The 18,010-nt window shown below is 62.5% G+C and carries 13 protein-coding genes; 12 read left to right on the plus strand and 1 reads right to left on the minus strand.

What is annotated here, in order from left to right; all coding sequences use genetic code 11:
* Window positions 1-11 precede the first annotated feature (11 nt).
* From K9857_RS05140 to K9857_RS05165, 6 genes are all read left to right on the plus strand, one after another.
* Window positions 12-860, plus strand: a complete 849-nt coding sequence (locus K9857_RS05140; protein WP_224533778.1) for a TauD/TfdA dioxygenase family protein — start codon at window positions 12-14, stop codon at window positions 858-860.
* Between the two features lie 87 nt (window positions 861-947).
* On the plus strand, window positions 948-2,000 hold the full coding sequence (locus K9857_RS05145) for a 3-keto-5-aminohexanoate cleavage protein (RefSeq protein WP_224533779.1): 1,053 nt from the start codon (window positions 948-950) through the stop codon (window positions 1,998-2,000).
* Between the two features lie 93 nt (window positions 2,001-2,093).
* On the plus strand, window positions 2,094-3,413 hold the full coding sequence (locus K9857_RS05150; RefSeq protein ID WP_224533780.1) for an MFS transporter: 1,320 nt from the start codon (window positions 2,094-2,096) through the stop codon (window positions 3,411-3,413).
* Entirely contained in the window at window positions 3,410-4,072 is a 663-nt protein-coding gene (locus tag K9857_RS05155) for a DsbA family oxidoreductase (RefSeq protein ID WP_224533781.1), read from the plus strand. The genes K9857_RS05150 and K9857_RS05155 overlap by 4 nt, the downstream gene beginning before the upstream one ends.
* Window positions 4,069-4,395 carry a Rieske (2Fe-2S) protein gene (locus K9857_RS05160; protein WP_224533782.1) on the plus strand — a complete coding sequence of 109 codons (327 nt, stop codon included), beginning with the start codon at window positions 4,069-4,071 and terminating at the stop codon, window positions 4,393-4,395. Before K9857_RS05155 ends, K9857_RS05160 begins: the two co-directional genes overlap by 4 nt.
* Window positions 4,392-5,402 carry a YeiH family protein gene (locus K9857_RS05165; protein ID WP_224533783.1) on the plus strand — a complete coding sequence of 337 codons (1,011 nt, stop codon included), beginning with the start codon at window positions 4,392-4,394 and terminating at the stop codon, window positions 5,400-5,402. The genes K9857_RS05160 and K9857_RS05165 overlap by 4 nt, the downstream gene beginning before the upstream one ends.
* Window positions 5,403-6,967: 1,565 nt before the next feature.
* Here K9857_RS05165 and K9857_RS05170 read toward each other — a convergent pair.
* A complete protein-coding gene (locus K9857_RS05170) occupies window positions 6,968-7,996 on the minus strand; it encodes an AraC family transcriptional regulator (protein ID WP_224533784.1) in 1,029 nt (342 codons plus the stop codon).
* Between the two features lie 354 nt (window positions 7,997-8,350).
* Between K9857_RS05170 and K9857_RS05175 the strand changes: the two genes are divergently transcribed.
* The 6 genes from K9857_RS05175 (at window position 8,351) to K9857_RS05200 (ending at window position 18,008) form a co-directional block, all read left to right on the plus strand.
* Complete coding sequence (locus K9857_RS05175) at window positions 8,351-8,917, plus strand: RBBP9/YdeN family alpha/beta hydrolase (RefSeq protein ID WP_224533785.1); 567 nt, start codon at window positions 8,351-8,353, stop codon at window positions 8,915-8,917.
* Between the two features lie 124 nt (window positions 8,918-9,041).
* The gene (locus K9857_RS05180; protein ID WP_224533786.1) at window positions 9,042-11,060 is read left to right on the plus strand and encodes a DUF1302 domain-containing protein; all 2,019 of its coding nucleotides are present in this window, start codon (window positions 9,042-9,044) and stop codon (window positions 11,058-11,060) included.
* 41 nt (window positions 11,061-11,101) lie between these two features.
* Window positions 11,102-12,460: a DUF1329 domain-containing protein gene (locus K9857_RS05185; protein ID WP_224533787.1), complete on the plus strand. Its 1,359-nt coding sequence runs from the start codon at window positions 11,102-11,104 to the stop codon at window positions 12,458-12,460.
* A gap of 134 nt (window positions 12,461-12,594) precedes the next feature.
* Window positions 12,595-13,686 (plus strand): WD40/YVTN/BNR-like repeat-containing protein, encoded by a 1,092-nt coding sequence (locus tag K9857_RS05190; protein ID WP_224533788.1) that lies wholly within the window; start codon window positions 12,595-12,597, stop codon window positions 13,684-13,686.
* Window positions 13,687-13,702: 16 nt separating this feature from the next.
* Window positions 13,703-16,222, plus strand: coding sequence for an efflux RND transporter permease subunit (locus K9857_RS05195; RefSeq protein WP_224533789.1), 2,520 nt, complete (start codon window positions 13,703-13,705; stop codon window positions 16,220-16,222).
* A 7-nt stretch (window positions 16,223-16,229) separates the two neighbouring features.
* Entirely contained in the window at window positions 16,230-18,008 is a 1,779-nt protein-coding gene (locus K9857_RS05200) for an acyl-CoA dehydrogenase C-terminal domain-containing protein (RefSeq protein WP_224533790.1), read from the plus strand.
* Window positions 18,009-18,010 lie beyond the last annotated feature (2 nt).

Consider the following 18,010-nt stretch of genomic DNA (forward strand, 5'->3'; position numbering starts at 1 on the left):
GTTTGCCTGCCATGAAAGTCGAACAATTGACCTGCAACATCGGCGCGGAACTGATCGGCGTGAACCTCGCCGACGCGGTCCACGACGATGGTCTTTTCGCCGAGATTCGTGCCCAGTTGCTCAAGCACCGGGTGTTGTTCCTGCGCGATCAGGACATCAGCCGCGCCGAGCACGTGGCCTTCGCCCGCCGGTTCGGCGAGCTGGAAGACCATCCGGTGGCCGGCAGCGATCCGGATCACCCGGGCCTGGTGCGCATCTACAAGAACCCCGACCAGCCGATGGACCGCTACGAAAACGCCTGGCACACCGACGCCACCTGGCGCGAGGCGCCGCCCATGGGCTGCGTGCTGCGTTGCGTGGAATGCCCGCCGGTGGGCGGCGACACCATGTGGACCAACATGGTCCAGGCGTACGCCAATCTGCCGGACGACGTGAAGCTGAAGATCGCCGACCTGCGCGCCCGTCACAGCATCGAAGCCAGCTTTGGCGCGGCCATGCCGATCGAGAAGCGCCTGGCACTCAAGGCCATGTACCCGGACGCCGAGCACCCGGTGGTGCGCACGCACCCGGAAACCGGTGAAAAAGTGCTGTTCGTCAACGCCTTCACCACCCATTTCAGCAACTACCACACCCCTGACCGGGTGCGCTTCGGCCAGGACGCCAACCCGGGTGCCAGCGACTTGTTGCGTTACCTGATCAGCCAGGCCTACATCCCGGAGTACCAAGTGCGCTGGCGCTGGAAACCCAACAGCATCGCCATCTGGGACAACCGCAGCACCCAGCATTACGCCGTCATGGACTACCCGCCGTGCCATCGCAAGATGGAGCGCGCCGGGATCATCGGTGACAAGACCTACTGATCCGACCTTTCTGCATCCGCACTCATAAATACGTCTGCCCGGCACGACCCCGGGCGGACGGGACAATCATAAGAACTGGAGTACACCATGCAATTTTTTGACGATTCCCTGCACCCGGAAAACATGGAAAAGGTGGTCATCACCGTGGCCCCGTACGGCCCCGAGTGGATGCCGGAAGACTTCCCGGAAGACATCCCGCTGACCATGGACGAGCAGGTGCAGAAAGCGGTCGACTGCTACGAAGCCGGCGCCACCGTGCTGCACCTGCACGTGCGTGAACTGGACGGCAAGGGTTCCAAGCGCCTGTCCAAGTTCAACGAACTGATCGCCGGTGTGCGTGAAGCCGTGCCGGACATGATCATCCAGGTCGGCGGTTCGATCTCCTTCGCTCCGGAAAGCGAAGGCGAAGCGGCCAAGTGGCTGTCGGACGACACTCGCCACATGCTGGCCGAGCTGACGCCAAAACCGGATCAGGTCACCGTGGCGATCAACACCACCCAGATGAACATCATGGAGCTGCTGTATCCGGAGTACCTCAAGGGCACTTCCCTGGATAACCCGATGGTGCATGCCGCCTACAGCGAAATGACCGTACCGGCGGGTCCGGCCTGGGTGGCCGAGCACCTCAAGCGCCTGATGGACAACAACATCCAGCCGCACTTCCAGTTGACCGGCATGCACGCCCTGGAAACCCTCGAGCGCCTGGTGCGCCGTGGCGTGTACATGGGCCCGCTGAACCTGACCTGGATCGGCATCGGCGGCGGTTTCGACGGCCCGAACCCGTTCAACTTCTTCAATTTCATCCACCGCGCGCCGGACGGTTGCACCCTGACCAGCGAATCGCTGCTCAAGAACGTCATGCCGTTCAACACCATGTCCATGGCCATGGGGCTGCACCCGCGAGTGGGCAACGAGGACACTATCATTGATCACAAGGGCGACCGTTTCGGTTCGGTCGACCAGATCAAGCAGACCGTGCGCATCGCCCACGAACTGGGTCGCGAAATCGCCACCGGCAAAGAAGCCCGCGAGATCTACCGCATCGGTGTGAAGTACAACAGCATCGAAGAAACCCTGCTGGCCAACGGCATGGCCCCCAACCGCAAGGCGGGGCAGAAGGGCGTGCCGCAGCGCGGCTGATCGAAAGATTGGAAGCGAGAAGCCGTGACTTCTCGCCCCAATCGCCAAAACAAGCTCGATAACAACAATAAAACTAGGTTTCGAGGAGGCTGAATGGCCTTTCACCCAATCGCTGGTGGCGATGACGACGGTGCCGTCGCTGTTACGCGTCCGTATGCCTGGATCGTCTTCGCTCTGACGTTCGGTCTGTTGATTTCCGATTACATGTCGCGTCAGGTGCTGAACGCGGTATTCCCGCTGCTCAAGGGCGAATGGGCCCTGAGCGACGGTCAGCTGGGCCTGCTCAGCGGCATCGTCGCGCTGATGGTCGGGCTGCTGACGTTCCCGCTGTCGTTGCTGGCTGATCGTTTCGGCCGGGTCAAGAGCCTGGCGCTGATGGCCATGCTCTGGAGCGTGGCGACCCTGGGTTGCGCGTTGGCCCAGGACTACCAGCAGATGTTCATCGCCCGCTTCATGGTCGGCGTCGGCGAGGCCGCCTACGGCAGTGTCGGCATCGCCGTGGTGATTTCGGTGTTCCCCAAACACATGCGCGCGACCCTGGCCAGCGCGTTCATGGCCGGCGGCATGTTCGGTTCGGTGCTTGGCATGGCCCTGGGCGGCGCGATTGCCGCCAAGCTGGGCTGGCGCTGGTCGTTTGCCGGGATGTCGTTGTTCGGCCTGGTGCTGGCGGCGCTGTACCCGATCATCGTCAAGGAAGCCAGGATTGCGCCCAAGCGCGTGGTGGACACGGCGACTGCCGCGGTCAAGCGTCCTTTGCGCACCCTGTGGTCGAGCAAGTCGGTGATTGCCACCTATATCGGCAGCGGTCTGCAACTGTTCGTCGGCGGTACGGTGATCGTGTGGATGCCCAGCTACCTCAATCGCTATTACGAGATGACCACGGACAAGGCGGGCGGCGTCGCGGCAATCATCGTGCTGTGTAGCGGTGCGGGGATGATCCTGTGCGGCATGCTCAGCGACCGTCTGTGCCGCAACTCGCCGGAGCGCAAGGTGGCGCTGGCAATCGCCTACTGCCTGGGCAGTTGCCTGCTGTTGTCGGCCGCGTTCGCCTTGCCGGCGGGGCCTGTGCAACTGCTGCTGATCTGCCTGGGCATGCTGATTGCCGCCGGCACTACCGGACCTGCGGGCGCGATGGTTGCCAACCTGACCCATTACTCGGTCCACGGCACGGCGTTCGCCACGCTGACCCTGGCCAACAACATGCTGGGCCTGGCGCCCGGACCGTTCCTGACCGGCAAGTTGTCCGACCTGATCGGTCTGCATGCGGCCTTCCAGCTGGTGCCGCTGGTCAGCCTCGCTGCCGCGGCGGTGTTCTTCTACGCCAAGTGTCATTACCACAAAGATATTGCCCGGATTCAGGGTCAGAGCGTGTCTGACCCTGTTGGTGAAGCCGGGCTCGAGGTGAAGTTGTGAGTCGTCGTTTACGTATTGATGTGTTTTTCGATTTCATTTGCCCCTGGTGCCTGATCGGCAAGCGTCAACTGGAGCATGCCCAGGTGCAGTTTCGCAGCCGTCACCCGGATGTGCAGATCACCACGATGTGGCATGGCGTGCAGTTGCTGCCGCAGATTCCGGTGCAGGGCGAACCCTTCGCCGAGTTCTACCGCAAGCGTCTGGGCAATGCCGACGCGGTGACGATGCGTCAGGCCCAGGTTCAGCAGGCGGCCGCGTCGGTGGGGTTGAAGATCGACCTTACTAACATTGCGACGATGCCTAACACGGCCGATGCCCATCGGTTGATGGAGCGGATCAGCACCCAGGGCAATGGCGTGCAGCGTGACGTTTTGCTGGAGCGTCTTTTCGCTGCCTATTTCCAGAAGGGCGAAGACCTGGGCGACCGTGAAACCTTGCTCGACATCGCACGTTCCTGCGGTATCGATCCGCAGGTCGTGACCGACTGCCTGAAGGGCGATGCCACACCCTTCGACGGTTTCCCCGGCGGGACCAGTGGCGTGCCGAGCTTTCAGTTCGATTGCCGCCTGACCGTGGTGGGCGCGCAACCGGCCCAGGCGTTGCTCGGGGCAATGAACGAAGCGCTCAAGGAAGGCGAGCGCGAGCGGCAGACAGCATGACCCGGCGCATTCCCGTACCGGCGGGCAAATTCCCGCCGGCCGGTGGCCGGGCGCTGTTCGAATTCGATGACAAGAGCCTGGCGTTGTTCAACGTCGACGGTGAGCTGTACGTCATCGACGACAGCTGCCCGCATCAGGGCGCCTCGCTGTGTGGCGGGCGCCTTGAGGGCAGGGTGATTCAGTGTTGCGCCCACGGTCTGCGGTTCGATCTGCGCAGCGGTTATCTGCTCAATTCCAATCTGGTGAAGGTCAACAACTACCCGGTCGAGATCATCGACGACCAGGCGTTTATCGTCATCGCTTCAGAGGAGTCCGCGCCATGAGCGCCATTGCCCTGACCCGTATCCACAGTCGCACGCGCGAACTGGCACCGGGGTTTATCGTCAGCCTGATCGTGGCCGCCGCCGCCTCGTTTCTGTCCGAGCACTACGGTGCGCCGGTCATGCTGTTTGCCTTGCTGCTGGGCATGGCCTTGAATTTTCTAGCCGATGACGGTGCGTGCAAGGCCGGCGTCGAATTCACCGCGCGCACGGTGCTGCGCATTGGCGTGGCGTTGCTGGGCATGCGCATCACCCTGGAACAGATGGCGGCGCTGGGCTGGAAGCCGATTGCGCTGGTGGTGATTCTGGTGGTGGTGACCATCGGCGTGTCGGTGATCGCGGCCAAGGCCCTGGGCTTCCAGCGCCTGTTCGGCATGCTCACCGGCGGCGCGACGGCCATCTGCGGCGCTTCCGCGGCCCTGGCGCTGGCGGCGGCACTGCCCAATCATCCGCAGAAAGAGCGCGCGACGTTGTTTACTGTGATCGGCGTCTCTGCGCTGTCGACGATGGCGATGATCGTCTACCCGATGATCGCCAACTGGCTGCACCTGTCGCCGCAACTGGCGGGGGTGTTCCTCGGCGCGACCATTCACGATGTGGCCCAGGTGGTGGGTGCGGGTTACAGCATGTCCACCGAGACCGGCGACACGGCCACGGTGGTCAAGCTGATGCGTGTTGCCATGTTGCTGCCGGTGATCGTCACCGCCGCCATGATTACCCGTATGCAGGGCGCTGACCCGACCGGCAAGCGGCCGCCGTTGCTGCCTTGGTTCGCCGTGGGCTTTCTGATATTGGCCTGCATCAACAGCACCGGTTGGGTGGTCCCGGCGGTTCAGAGTGCAGTGAATGAATTGTCGCGTTGGTGCCTGGTGATTTCCATCAGTGCTCTGGGGATGAAGACCCGGCTGAAAGAGCTGGCGTCGGTGGGGATCAAGCCGATTTTGTTGATGGTGGGGGAGACTGTGTTCTTGGTTGTTCTGGTGTTGCTGTTGCTGCATTGGGGGGCCTGACGATAGTGGCAGGGCTGCAGCACGTTGACTCCTGACGTGTTGCGGTCGACGGCCGGTGCCTGAAAACACCGGCTTTTCGCGGCGACTGTACCAGCAGTTGCCGTTTTTTTTTGCCTGGATATCGGACCCGTAGGAGTGAGGCTTGCCCGCGAAGGCGTCGGGTCGCCAACTACTTTATTCCTGATGTACACCGAACCACTGTGGGAGCGGGCTTGCTCGCGAAGACGGCCTCACAGACAGCCCAATTCTTCCTGATGTACACCGAACCATTGTGGGAGCGAGCCTGCTCGCGAGCTTTTTTGGTCGTGTACATATCCATTGCTGCGGTAACGGCCACTTATGGTTCCGCTCTTACAGCGGGTCACTTTCGAAAAGCGCGAAAGTAACCAAAGCGCTCATGCCCCTGACGTTCGGTGCCTCGCTGTGGCTCGGCATGCCCTCCTTCCGGTCCTGCTCCGTGGGCCCGCCGCCATCGGCCATCCATGGCCGGGGGCGGCTACCGCGGCATCCTTGCCGCGGTGCCCACTGCGCAGAACCTCCACTCGGCCTCTCGAGGGGGCGTACACCGCCAAGCCGAGGCGGCCTGAAAGCCGACCTGGTCCTTGAAGCGCACGCGTTCCCCCTGTGGGAGCGTGGCTTGCCCGCGATGGTCGTTAACGATAACGCTGGCTACCTGATGCCCCGTGGTGTTCTCTCGTGCATCGCGAGCAAGCTCGGCTCCTACAGTGATCGCGTCGTTCACCAATTTTGTGACCGACACATAACACCTGTGGGAGCGGGCTTGCTCGCGAAGAGGCCGTGTCAGGCGACATCACTGTTGAATGACACACCGTATTCGCGAGCAAGCCCGCTCCCACATTTGGTTTGGGGTACACCCGGGAAACCAGGTCGGCTACTAGGCCGCCATCGCTGGCAAGCCAGCTCCCACAGGTTTTGTGGTGAACACAAGATCTGTGATCCACACCAAATCACTGTAGGAGCTAGCTTGCTCGCGATGGTGTTCAACGATAACGCTGGCTACCTGATGCCCCGCGGCATCCCGACCTTCATCGCGAGCAAGCTCGGCTGCTACACGAAACCACAGCCAGGCCGGCCGGTAGGCCGCCTCGCTTTTGCTTTGCTTTGGCTTTTGATTTTGAGGTGCCCCGTCGGAAGGCCGAGCGCAGGTTCTGCGCAGTGGGCAACCCGGCATGGATGCCGGGTTAGCCGCCCCCGGCCATGGATGGCCGATGGCGGCGGGCCCACGGAGCAGGACCGGAGCGAGGGAATGCCGAGCCTAGGCGAGGCACCGGACGTCAGGGGATAAAAGCGCTTGGTTACTTGGCGCTTTTCCAAGTGACCCGCTGTAAGAGCGGAACCATTAGCGGCCGTTACCGCAGCAATGGATATGTACACAACCAAAAAGCTCGCGAGCAGGCTCGCTCCCACAATGGGTCAGGGGTACACCCGCAAAAATCAGGTTGGCTGCGAGGCCGCCTTCGCGAGCAAGCCCGCTCCCACAGTTCGGGGTACATCCGCAAAAAAAGGGTTGGTCGCGAGGACGCCTTCGCGAGCAAGCCTCGCTCCTACAGGTCCGGTGGGGTAGAGGGCTTGCCCTGCTTATGCGATGCCCGCCAAGCCGCCGGAGGCATGCCGAACTGGCTGATGAACCAGCGGGTAAACGAACTGGCCATGGAATACCCGAGCATATCGGCGATCCGGCTGAGCGAGTAGTTCGGATTATCCAGATACCGCAACACCAGATCCCGCCGCACATCATTGATCACATCGTTAAACGCACAACCATCATCCTTCAACCGCCGCTGCAAAGTCCGCACATTCATCCCCTGACTCTGCGCCACCTGCTCAATCGTGGCACGCCCCATCGGCAGCAGCAGATAAATAGCCTTACGCACCTCGAACAACATCGAAGCGCCTTCATTACTCTGCAGCGAATCAAGATAACTCTGCGCATACCGCGCCATGGCCGGATCCGCATTGGGATTGGTCATGTCCAGACTCGCATCCGAACACACGATGCCATTGAACTCGCTGCCAAACTCCAGCGTGCAACCAAACAACCGCCGATGCAGCTGCAGATTCTCCGGCGCCTGATGGGTGAAATTGACACTGTAAGGATGCCAGTGCGAGCCGAGCAGGGCAGAGCACAGGCGGAACATCACCCCCAGCGCCAGCTCCGTGGCCTGGCGGCTGGGCATTGGTGATTCGGTGACCACCTCTTCGCGAATGATCACCATCTTGCCGGCTTCTTCGATGAAGATCGCCAATGAGTCGTTCATCAGGTGCCGATAGTTGACCACCACCTGCAATGCCTCGCGCAAGGTGCGCTGGTGACTGAGCAACAGACTGACCACGCCGAAATCCGACAATTGCCGCGACTCGGCCATGCTCAGGCCGAAGTTCTGGCAGCCACTGGCGGCGGCCGAATCTTCCAGCAGACGCACGGCGGCATCGATGGAAATGCGGTGTTCGGGCGCTTGCAGCTGGGCCTTGCTCAGGCCGACGCCCGCCAATACATCACGCGGGTTGAACGACAGGTACTGAGTGACCTCCAGGTAGTTGGTCAACACAGCGGCGCGTACAAGCTTGGTCATGCGATGGTCTTTCCCGGGCCAATTGCGGTGGAAACAAGCGTGGCGACTATAGCCAGCACATCATCGATTGAACAGTTGCGAATTCGCCGCCGACGGTCGTTGCGAACGGCCGAAAATCACCCGTCCCAGACGCCTCGATCGAGCTGCACCCATTGATTACAGCGGCCTGCACGGCAACCGTGGGATTTCTTGATCAACGGTAGCACAGCGATGGCCAATGCCCATTTGTCATGAAAAGAAAAGTGCCTGACGTCCAATGAAAAGCGCCCGGGGTGGGGGGTCTTTAATGTCGGTACTACAAGAAAGCGCTGACCACCGAGTCAGCCGATTCACCGTGATAGCGAAGGTGTAGACGTGGACAAACTGCAAACTGCCGCAACCGTTCTGATCGTACCGGGCCTGCGCGAGCACGTTGCCGAACATTGGCAAACGTTGCTTGAGGCGAAGCTCGAAAAAGTACGCAGTGTGCCGCCGCTGGAAACCGACAAGCTCGACTGTGGCGCGCGCGTTCGTGCGATCCAGCATGAGCTCGAGCAGATCGACGGCCCGGTGATTCTGGTCGCCCACAGCGCCGGCGTATTGATGGTCGCCCACTGGGCCGCGCAGTACAGCCGTCCGATCAAGGGCGCCTTGCTGGCCGCGCCGCCGGACCTCGATGCGGTCTGGCCGTCCAACTATCCGTCTTCCGACACCCTGAAAAGCCAGGGCTGGAATCCACTTCCCCAAGGTCCGCTGCCGTTCCCGAGCATCGTGGCCGCCAGCACCAACGATCACCTGGCCAGTTTCACCGCCGCCACGCGCATGGCGGAAAACTGGGGCGCCGATTTGCTCGATCTGGGCGACGTCGGCCATCTCAATCCGGCCGCAGGATTTGGCCCATGGCAGCAAGCCGAGGCGCTCATCCTGGAGCTGGATCGCTAATACAGGAGCCGGTCCGGCAACACGCAACCGGCCATTGCCCTCATTCCTGAAAACGCAGGCTCACAAGAGGCTTGCGAGAGGGCGGCTGCGCTTAAAACAAATAGAAAAAGGCGGAGACAACGCAATGCACAACAACAAGAGTCACGGCTTCACCGCTCCACGCTACAGCCTGCTGGCGTCGGCCATCCTGGCCGCCATCATGCCCGCTGCCTTTACTCCGGTAGTGCAGGCAGTCGAGATCGATACGGGGAATCCGGACTGGACGATGCGTGTCGACAACACCATCAAGTACAACTACGGCGTGCGCACCGAAAGCGCGGACAAACGCATGTTGGGAACGCCGAACAACAACGACGGCGACTACAACTTCCGTAAGGCCGGTACCAACATCACCAACCGTATCGACCTGTTGACCGAAATGGACGTTGTCTACCAGAACGCCATGGGCTTTCGCGTCAGCGCCGCCAGCTGGTACGACAAGGCCTACGAGAACACCGGCTCCAACTCCAACCCGTTCGTCAACGGCAATGGCTCGACCTCAGGTCTTGTAGCCAACGACCCGCGCCTGGCGCCGGTCACCAATGACAACGTCGGCAACGGCAGCCCGCACCTGAGCAACTATGCCCAGCGCTACTACACCGGCCCGTCTGGCGAAATCCTCGATGCCTTCGTGTTCTACAGCACCGAAGTGGGCGAGGAGTCGATGCTCAGCGTCAAGGCTGGCCAGCACAACGTGTTCTGGGGCGAAACCATCCTCAACCCTGTGCATTCGATGAGCTACGGCCAGTCGGGTCTGGACCTGGCCAAACTGGCCGCGTCGCCGGGCACCGAAGCCAAGGAACTGTTCGTTCCACGTAACCAGCTGTCGATGTCTTTCACCGTCAACCCCGAGTTGACCATCGGTGCGCAGTACTTTCTCGACTGGGACGCCGCTCGCTTACCAGAAGCCGGCACCTACTACGGCGGTTCCGACCTGGTCGGTTTCGGCGCGCAGTCGTTCCTGCTGGGTAACACTAATGCTGTCGTGCCTGGCAGTCCTCTGGGCTGCGGCCTGGCGCCGTGCAATGCGCTGACCAACGTACGTCGCGGCCACGACCTGACGCCGGACAAGCGTGGCGACTGGGGCATCATGGCCAAGTGGTCGCCGGCGTGGCTGGACGGCACCCTTGGCGTTTACTACCGCGAAACCTCGGAGATTCTCCCGCAAGCCTGGCTGGACGCCCGTGGCATCAGCTCGGCCAATGCCAACGGCACGCGCCCGGCAGGCCAGGTCCCGGCAGTGGTCAACACGCTGAACTCCCTGAGCACCGCCACCTATCAACTGGCCTATGCCGACAACATCAAGATCGTCGGCCTGAGCCTGTCCAAAGACGTGGGCGGAGTGAGCGTGGGTTCGGACCTGAACGTGCGCCACAACATGCCGCTGGCCAGTATTCCGGCGATCGTCAGCACCAACAGCCCATTGGGATTGGGCCAGGGTCTGGGCCTGCTGCCGGCCCGTACCGCCGCCACCGGCATCGTGTATGACACCCCGCAGAAGGGTGATGCCATGGCCGCCACCGGTGACACCCTGCACTGGACCATCAACGGCCTGATGACCCTGCCGAAGACCCCGGTTTTCGATCAGGCGACCGTGCTCGCCGAGCTCTACTACAGCAACCTTCTCAAACTCGATAGCAAAAACGAGGCGCTCTACAAAGGCAAGGACAGCTATCGCGGCATTGACCAGCCGACTCGCGACAACTGGGGACTGGCAATCAACTTCACCCCGACCTGGTACCAGGTGTTCCCGGGCGTGGATCTCAACGCACCCATGTCCATCAACGTCGGTCTGGACGGCGTGTCACCGGTTTCCGGTGGCGGTGCCAAGGACACCGGCAACTACGCAGTGGGCCTGGGGGCCGTTGTGTACAACAAATATTTCGTCGATCTGAAATACGTGGATTCCTTCGGCAAGACCGACAAGTGCAACGTCAGCGGTGTCAGCACCGGCCCGACTGGCGGTGACGGTTCGACCCCGAACGCTTTCAGCGGCAACGAAAACTATGCCTGCTACGCCGGCGGCTACTCGTCCTTCTCCGGTGGCGGTGCCACCACCGAGGACCGCGGCGCCCTGTACCTGACGATGAAAACCACTTTTTGATTCACCACTGATTTGCTCGACGCAAGCAGGAGAATATCAAGATGAAATTTGCTCAAACCGTATTGCCCACATCGCTCGCCCTGATTTTTGCCGGCCAGGCACTGGCCGCCGTGTCCCCCCAGGATGCTGCCAAACTGGGTAGCAGCCTGACCCTGGTCGGCGCCGAAAAAGCCGGCAACGCCGATGGTTCGATCCCGGCCTACAACGGTGGCCTGACCACCCCGCCGGCCAGCTACAAGTCCGGCGACAGCATGCGTCCGGATCCGTTCGCCAGTGAAAAGCCGCTGGTGTCGATCGACGGCAAGAACGTCGATCAGTACAAGAGCCTGCTGACCGCGACCACCGTGGAACTGGCCAAGCGTTTCCCGACGTTCCGCGTCGACGTGTACCCGACTCACCGTACCGTTTCGCTGCCTCAGGCGATTCTCGATAACGGCGTGAAGAACGCCAGCGGCGCCAAGTCTCTGGAAAACGGTCTGGCCATCGACAACGTGCTGCCGGGCGTGCCGTTCCCGATTCCGCAAACGGGCAACGAAGCGATGTGGAACTTCCTGCTGCGTTATCAGGGCGTCAGCATCAGCTCCAAGTACGACTCCTGGAACGTTGACTCTGCCGGCGTGCCGAGCCTGGCGATCACCGGGCAGGCTTTCATTTCCTATCCGATCTACGAAAACCTGACGCAGCCGATCAGCAGCGCCGACGTCTACTACCAGATGAAGCTGGCCTACACCGGCCCTGCGCGCCGCGCCGGTGAAGCGGTGATGCTCAAGGACGCCGCCAACCCGCTGCAGCAACCGCGCCGCGCCTGGCAATACCTGCCCGGTCAGCGTCGGGTGAAACTGGCACCGAGCCTGGCCTACGACACGCCTAACCCGGGCACCGCAGGCGCCGGCACCTACGACGACGTGTTCGTGTTCAACGGTGCGCTGGACCGCTACGACTGGAAGCTGGTGGGCAAGCAGGAAATGATCGTGCCCTACAACACCTACAAGCTGACCTACGCCCAGGATCCGAAGTTGCTGACCACCGCCAACCACCTGGCTCCGGACTTCGTGCGCTGGGAAAAACACCGCGTGTGGGTCGTCGAAGGCACCCTCAAGGCCGGCGCCCGTCACATCTACGCCAAGCGTCGCTTCTACCTCGACGAAGACAGCTGGACCGCTCTGGCCTCCGACCAGTATGACGCCCGTGGTCAGCTCTACCGTGGTTCGTTCGCCTTCCTGAGCCAGAGCTACGACAAGCAGGTGCCGGACTCCACCCCGTTCATGATCTATGACCTGGTCGGTGGCTCCTACAACATCAACGGTGTGGTCGGCCCGTACGGCGGCATCAAGTACACCGATCCGCTCTCCAAGGCCCAGTGGTCTTCCGAATCCCTGGCTGGCGCCGGTATTCGCTAAAACACCCGCTACACAGTGCGCTCACAGGGTCCTCCGTCCACAAGACGGCGGGCCTTGCGGCAAAGCGCGCGCGCCGTTTGAACGTCGGGTACACGCACCTGTGTCCCGACGCGGTTTTCCGAAGAGGACGCGGTATGTGTTCATATAAAAATAATTACTTGCAGCTGGCCTGTGGCGTCGTATTGAGCGTATTGCAGAGCGTCAGCTTTGCCGCCGATTACGTCGACGTACTGGACCTGCCGGCCAAAACCAGCGCCCTCGCGATCAACAGCCCGTTGTCCGGCATGACCCGCGCAGGTTCGCGGGTGATCGGCGTCGGCCAGCGTGGCCACATTCTGTTTTCCGATGATTCCGGCCAGCACTGGCAGCAGGCCTCCGTGCCGGTCAGTGCCGACCTCACCGCCGTGACGTTCCCGACCGCCAGCCAAGGCTGGGCGGTGGGCAACGACGGCGTGGTGCTGCACAGCAGCGACGCCGGCGCGACCTGGACCCGGCAACTGGACGGTCGCCAGATCGGCGCGTTGCTGGTCAAGCATTACTCGGACCTGGCCAAGGCCGAGCCGAACAACGAGCAATGGCCCCAGTTGGCCACGGAAGGCCAACGACTTGTCGATCAGGGCGCGGACAAACCGCTGCTGGATGTCTGGTTCGCCAACGACAAAGTCGGCTACGTCGTGGGCGTTTTCAATCTGATCCTGCGCACCGAAGACGGCGGCCAGAGCTGGACGCCGTTCCAGGATCGCACCGACAACCCCCAGGGTTTCCACCTCAACGCCATCGCCTCCACGGGCGATGCGCTGTACATCGCCGGCGAGCAGGGCCTGTTGCTCAAATGGGACGAAAGCGCCCAGCGCTTCGTCGCCGTGCCGACGCCTTATCAGGGCAGTTTCTTCGGCGTGCTCGGCAAGCCTGGCGAAGTGCTGGTCTACGGCCTGCGCGGCAACGTATTGCGCAGCACCGACGGCGGCCAGAACTGGACCGCGCTCGACACCGGCCTGCACATCAGCATCACCGCCGGCCTGGTCGATGCCGCCGGCAACTACCGCCTGTTCACCCAGGGCGGGCAGATGCTGGTCAGCCAGGGCACGGGCGAGCAATTGCGACTGGTGCAGCAACCGGCACCGTCTCCGGTGGCCGGTGCCACTCAGTCCGCCGACGGCCAGTTGGTGCTGGCGGGAAGCCGTGGCGCCCGCACTCTGGCCGTCCCGCCAGCCCTCGAACCCTAAGAGCGAGAACCCAGACATGGGCAATATCAAACAAGACGCCATGCCGGTGATCCGCGATCTGCGGGATTTCGACCAGCGCTCCGGCAACATCCTCGAACGCCTGGTATTCAACTTCCGCCCGCTGTTCATGCTGCTGATGGCGCTGACCACGGTGCTGCTGGGCTACATGGCGGCCACGCGCCTGGAGCTGCGTCCCAGCTTCGAAAAAATGATTCCCCAGAGCCAGCCCTACATCCAGAACTTCCTGGAAAACCGCGCCTCCCTGCGCGGCCTGGGCAATTCGGTGCGGGTGGTGGTGGAAAACACCCAGGGCGATATTTTCGACCCCGGTTACCTGGACGTGCTCAAGCAGGTCAACGACCAGCTGTTCCTGAGCGAAGGTGTCGACCGCGCCTGGATGAAATCGCTGTGGAGCCCGGGCGTACGCTGGACCGAAGTCACCGAGGACGGCTTCCAGGGCGGCCCGGTGATGCCCGACACCTATGCGGGCAAGCCTGAACAAATCGAACAACTGCGGCAGAACATCGCCCGCGCGGGCCTGGTGGGCAGTCTTGTCGCCAGCGACTTCAAGTCGAGCATGCTGGTGGTGCCGCTGCTGGACAAGGCCGCCGCCGGTGGCAAACCGATCAACTATCACGCCTTTTCGCAGATGCTCGAGGAGCAGTTGCGCGACAAGATCGAGTTTGGCGGTGACGCTTCGGCGCGCAAGGCCGGGGAGGAGGGCAAGGGTCAGTACAAGGTGCGGGTGATCGGTTTCGCCAAGCTGATGGGCGACCTGATCGACGGCCTGATCCAGGTGATGATGTTCTTCGGCCTGGCCGTGGTGACCTCGCTGGTGATCATCTACGCCTACACCCATTGCGTACGCAGCACCCTGCTGGTGGTCGGCTGCTCGCTGATCGCGGTGGTCTGGCAACTGGGCATCGTCGCATGGCTGGGTTATGCCATCGATCCGTACTCGGTGCTGGTGCCATTCCTGATCTTCGCCATCGGCGTGTCCCATGCCGCGCAGAAGATGAACGGCATCATGCAGGACATCGCCCGTGGCACCCACAAGCTGATCGCCGCGCGCTACACCTTCCGCCGTCTGTTCATCGCCGGCGTAACCGCGCTGCTGGCCGACGCCGTGGGTTTTGCGGTGCTGATGCTGATCGACATCCCGGTGATCCAGGACCTGGCGATCACCGCCAGTATCGGTGTCGCGGTACTGATCTTCACTTCGCTGCTGCTGATGCCGGTGGCGCTGTCCTATATCGGCGTCGGCGCCAAGGCCGCCGAGCGCGCACTGAAAATCGATACCCGTGCCGAGAAGAGCAAAGGCTTCGGCAAACTCTGGGACCTGCTCGACCGCTTTACCGGCGCCAAGTGGGCCACAGGCGCCGTGCTGGTGGCGACGCTGATGGGCGTTGGCGGCTTCATGGTCAGCCAGAACCTGAAGATCGGCGACCTGGAAAGCGGGGCGCCGGAGCTGCGTGCCGACTCGCGCTACAACCGCGACAACGCCTACATCACCAGCCACTACGCGCTGTCCAGCGACCTGTTCGCGGTGATGATCAAGACCGCGCCCGAAGGCTGCCTGAACTACAAAACCCTGATCCTCGCCGATCGCCTGGCCTGGGAGCTGCAACAGTATCCGGGCGTGCAGGCGACGGCTTCGCTGGTCAACGCGGTACGGCAGATCACCGCCGGCACTTACGAGGGCAACCCCAAGCTCAACAGCATCCAGCGCAACCAGGACGTGCTGAACTACGCCGCCCAGCAGGCTTCGGTGAACTCGCCGGAACTGTTCAACACCGATTGCTCGGTGATGCCGGTCATCACCTTCCTCAAGGACCACAAGGCCGAGACCCTCGACGCCGTGGTGGCGATTGCCGACAAGTTCGCCCGTGAAAACAGCACCCCTGACCGGCAGTTCCTGTTGGCGGCCGGCAGTGCCGGGATCGAGGCGGCGACCAACATCGTGGTGCGCGAAGCCAATCACACCATGCTGCTGTACGTGTACGCCGCAGTGACGCTGTTCTGCCTGATCACCTTCCGCAGCTGGCGCGCAACCCTGGTGGCGCTGCTGCCGCTGGTGCTGACCTCGATCCTCTGCGAAGCGCTGATGGTCGCCATGGGCATCGGCGTGAAAGTCGCGACCCTGCCGGTGATCGCCCTCGGCGTGGGGATCGGCGTCGACTACGCCTTGTACCTGCTCAGCGTGCAATTGCACTTCCAGCGCCAGGGTCTGCCGCTGTCCCAGGCCTATCGCAATGCAGTCTCCTTCACCGGCCGGGTGGTCGGGCTGGTGGGCATCACCCTGGCGGCGGGCGTGGTGTGCTGGGTCTGGTCGCCGATCAAGTTCCAGGCCGACATGGGCATCCTGCTGACCTTCATGTTCCTGTGGAACATGCTCGGCGCACTGATCCTGATCCCGGCCCTGTCGTACTTCCTGCTGCGCGAGCGGGTGCCTGCGACCGATGCCGTTGCAACACCACAAAACATTGAAACCACTGAACGTCCGGGCGTACCGCATGCCCTGACCACTTCCGAGTAAGCCAACAATGTCTGACTACAAAGCTCCCCTGCGCGACATGCGCTTCGTACTCAACGAGGTTTTCCAGGTCTCCCGGCTGTGGGCGCAAATGCCCCGCCTGGCCGAGGTGATCGACGAAGACACCGCGGCCGCGATCCTCGAAGAGGCCGGTAAGATCGCAGGCGAGGTCATCGCACCGTTGAACCGCCCGAGCGACGAACAGGGCTGCACCTGGAGCCCGGACACCGTCAACGCGCCGCAAGGTTTTGCCCAGGCGTATCAGGCTTTCGCCGAAGGTGGCTGGGTCGGTGTCGGCGGTGATCCGCACTACGGCGGCATGGGCATGCCCAAGGCGATCTCGGCGCAGGTCGAGGAAATGGTCAACGCGGCCAGCCTGTCGTTCGGCCTGTACCCGATGCTGACGGCGGGCGCCTGCCTGTCGATCAACGCCCACGCCAGCGAAGAGCTCAAGGCCGCTTACCTGCCGAACATGTACGCCGGCACCTGGACCGGTTCCATGTGCCTGACCGAAGCCCACGCCGGCACCGACCTGGGCATGATCCGCACCCGCGCCGAGCCCCAGGCCGACGGCAGCTACAAACTCAGCGGCAGCAAGATCTTCATCACCGGCGGCGAGCAGGACTTGACCGAGAACATCATCCACCTGGTGCTGGCGCGCCTGCCGGATGCACCGGCGGGACCCAAGGGTATATCGCTGTTTCTGGTGCCGAAGGTGCTGGTCAATGCCGACGGTTCCCTGGGCGAGCGCAATGCACTGTCCTGCGGTTCTATTGAACACAAGATGGGTATCAAGGCCTCGGCCACCTGCGTGATGAACTTCGACGGCGCCACCGGCTGGATCGTCGACGCACCGAACAAGGGCCTGGCGGCGATGTTCACCATGATGAATTACGAGCGCCTGGGCGTCGGCATTCAGGGCCTGGCCCAGGGTGAGCGTTCCTATCAGAACGCTCTGGCCTATGCCCAGGATCGCATCCAGAGCCGTGCGCCCACCGGCGCGCAGAACAAGGACAAGGCGGCCGACCCGATCATCGTCCACCCGGACGTGCGCCGCATGCTGCTGACCATGAAGGCCCTGAACGAAGGTGGTCGCGCGTTCTCCAGCTACGTCGCGCTGCAACTGGACACCGCCAAGTACAGCGAAGATGTCACAGCCCGCAACCGCGCCCAGGAACTGGTGGCGCTGCTGACCCCGGTGGCCAAGGCGTTCCTCACCGACATGGGCCTGGAAACCACTCTGCACGGGCAGATGGTCTTCGGCGGCCACGGCTACATACGCGAGTGGGGCCAGGAGCAACTGGTGCGCGACGTGCGCATCACCCAGATCTACGAAGGCACCAACGGCATCCAGTCCCTGGACCTGGCCGGGCGCAAGATCGTCGGCAGCGGCGGGGCGCTTTACCGTCTGTTCGCTTCGGAAATCCGCAATTTCACTGCTAACGCCGATGCCGAGCTTGCCGAGTTCACCAAGCCGCTGAACGCTGCCGTGGACGTTCTCGACGAACTGACCGGCTGGCTGCTCGACCGCGCCCAGCACAACCCAAATGAAATCGGCGCGGCGTCGGTGGAGTACCTGCACGTGTTCGGCTACACCGCCTACGCCTACATGTGGGCGCAGATGGTGGGGGCAGCCTTGGTTGCCGATTCTTCGGACGATTTCTACACCAGCAAGCTGGCCACCGCGCGCTTCTACTTCGCACGACTGCTGCCGCGTATCCATTCGCTGAGCGCATCGGCTAAGGCCGGTAGCGACTGCCTCTTCGCGCTGCAAGCCGACCAGTTCTAAAG

Source organism: Pseudomonas sp. REP124 (assembly GCF_020164475.1).
In the GTDB taxonomy this organism is placed as follows: domain Bacteria; phylum Pseudomonadota; class Gammaproteobacteria; order Pseudomonadales; family Pseudomonadaceae; genus Aquipseudomonas.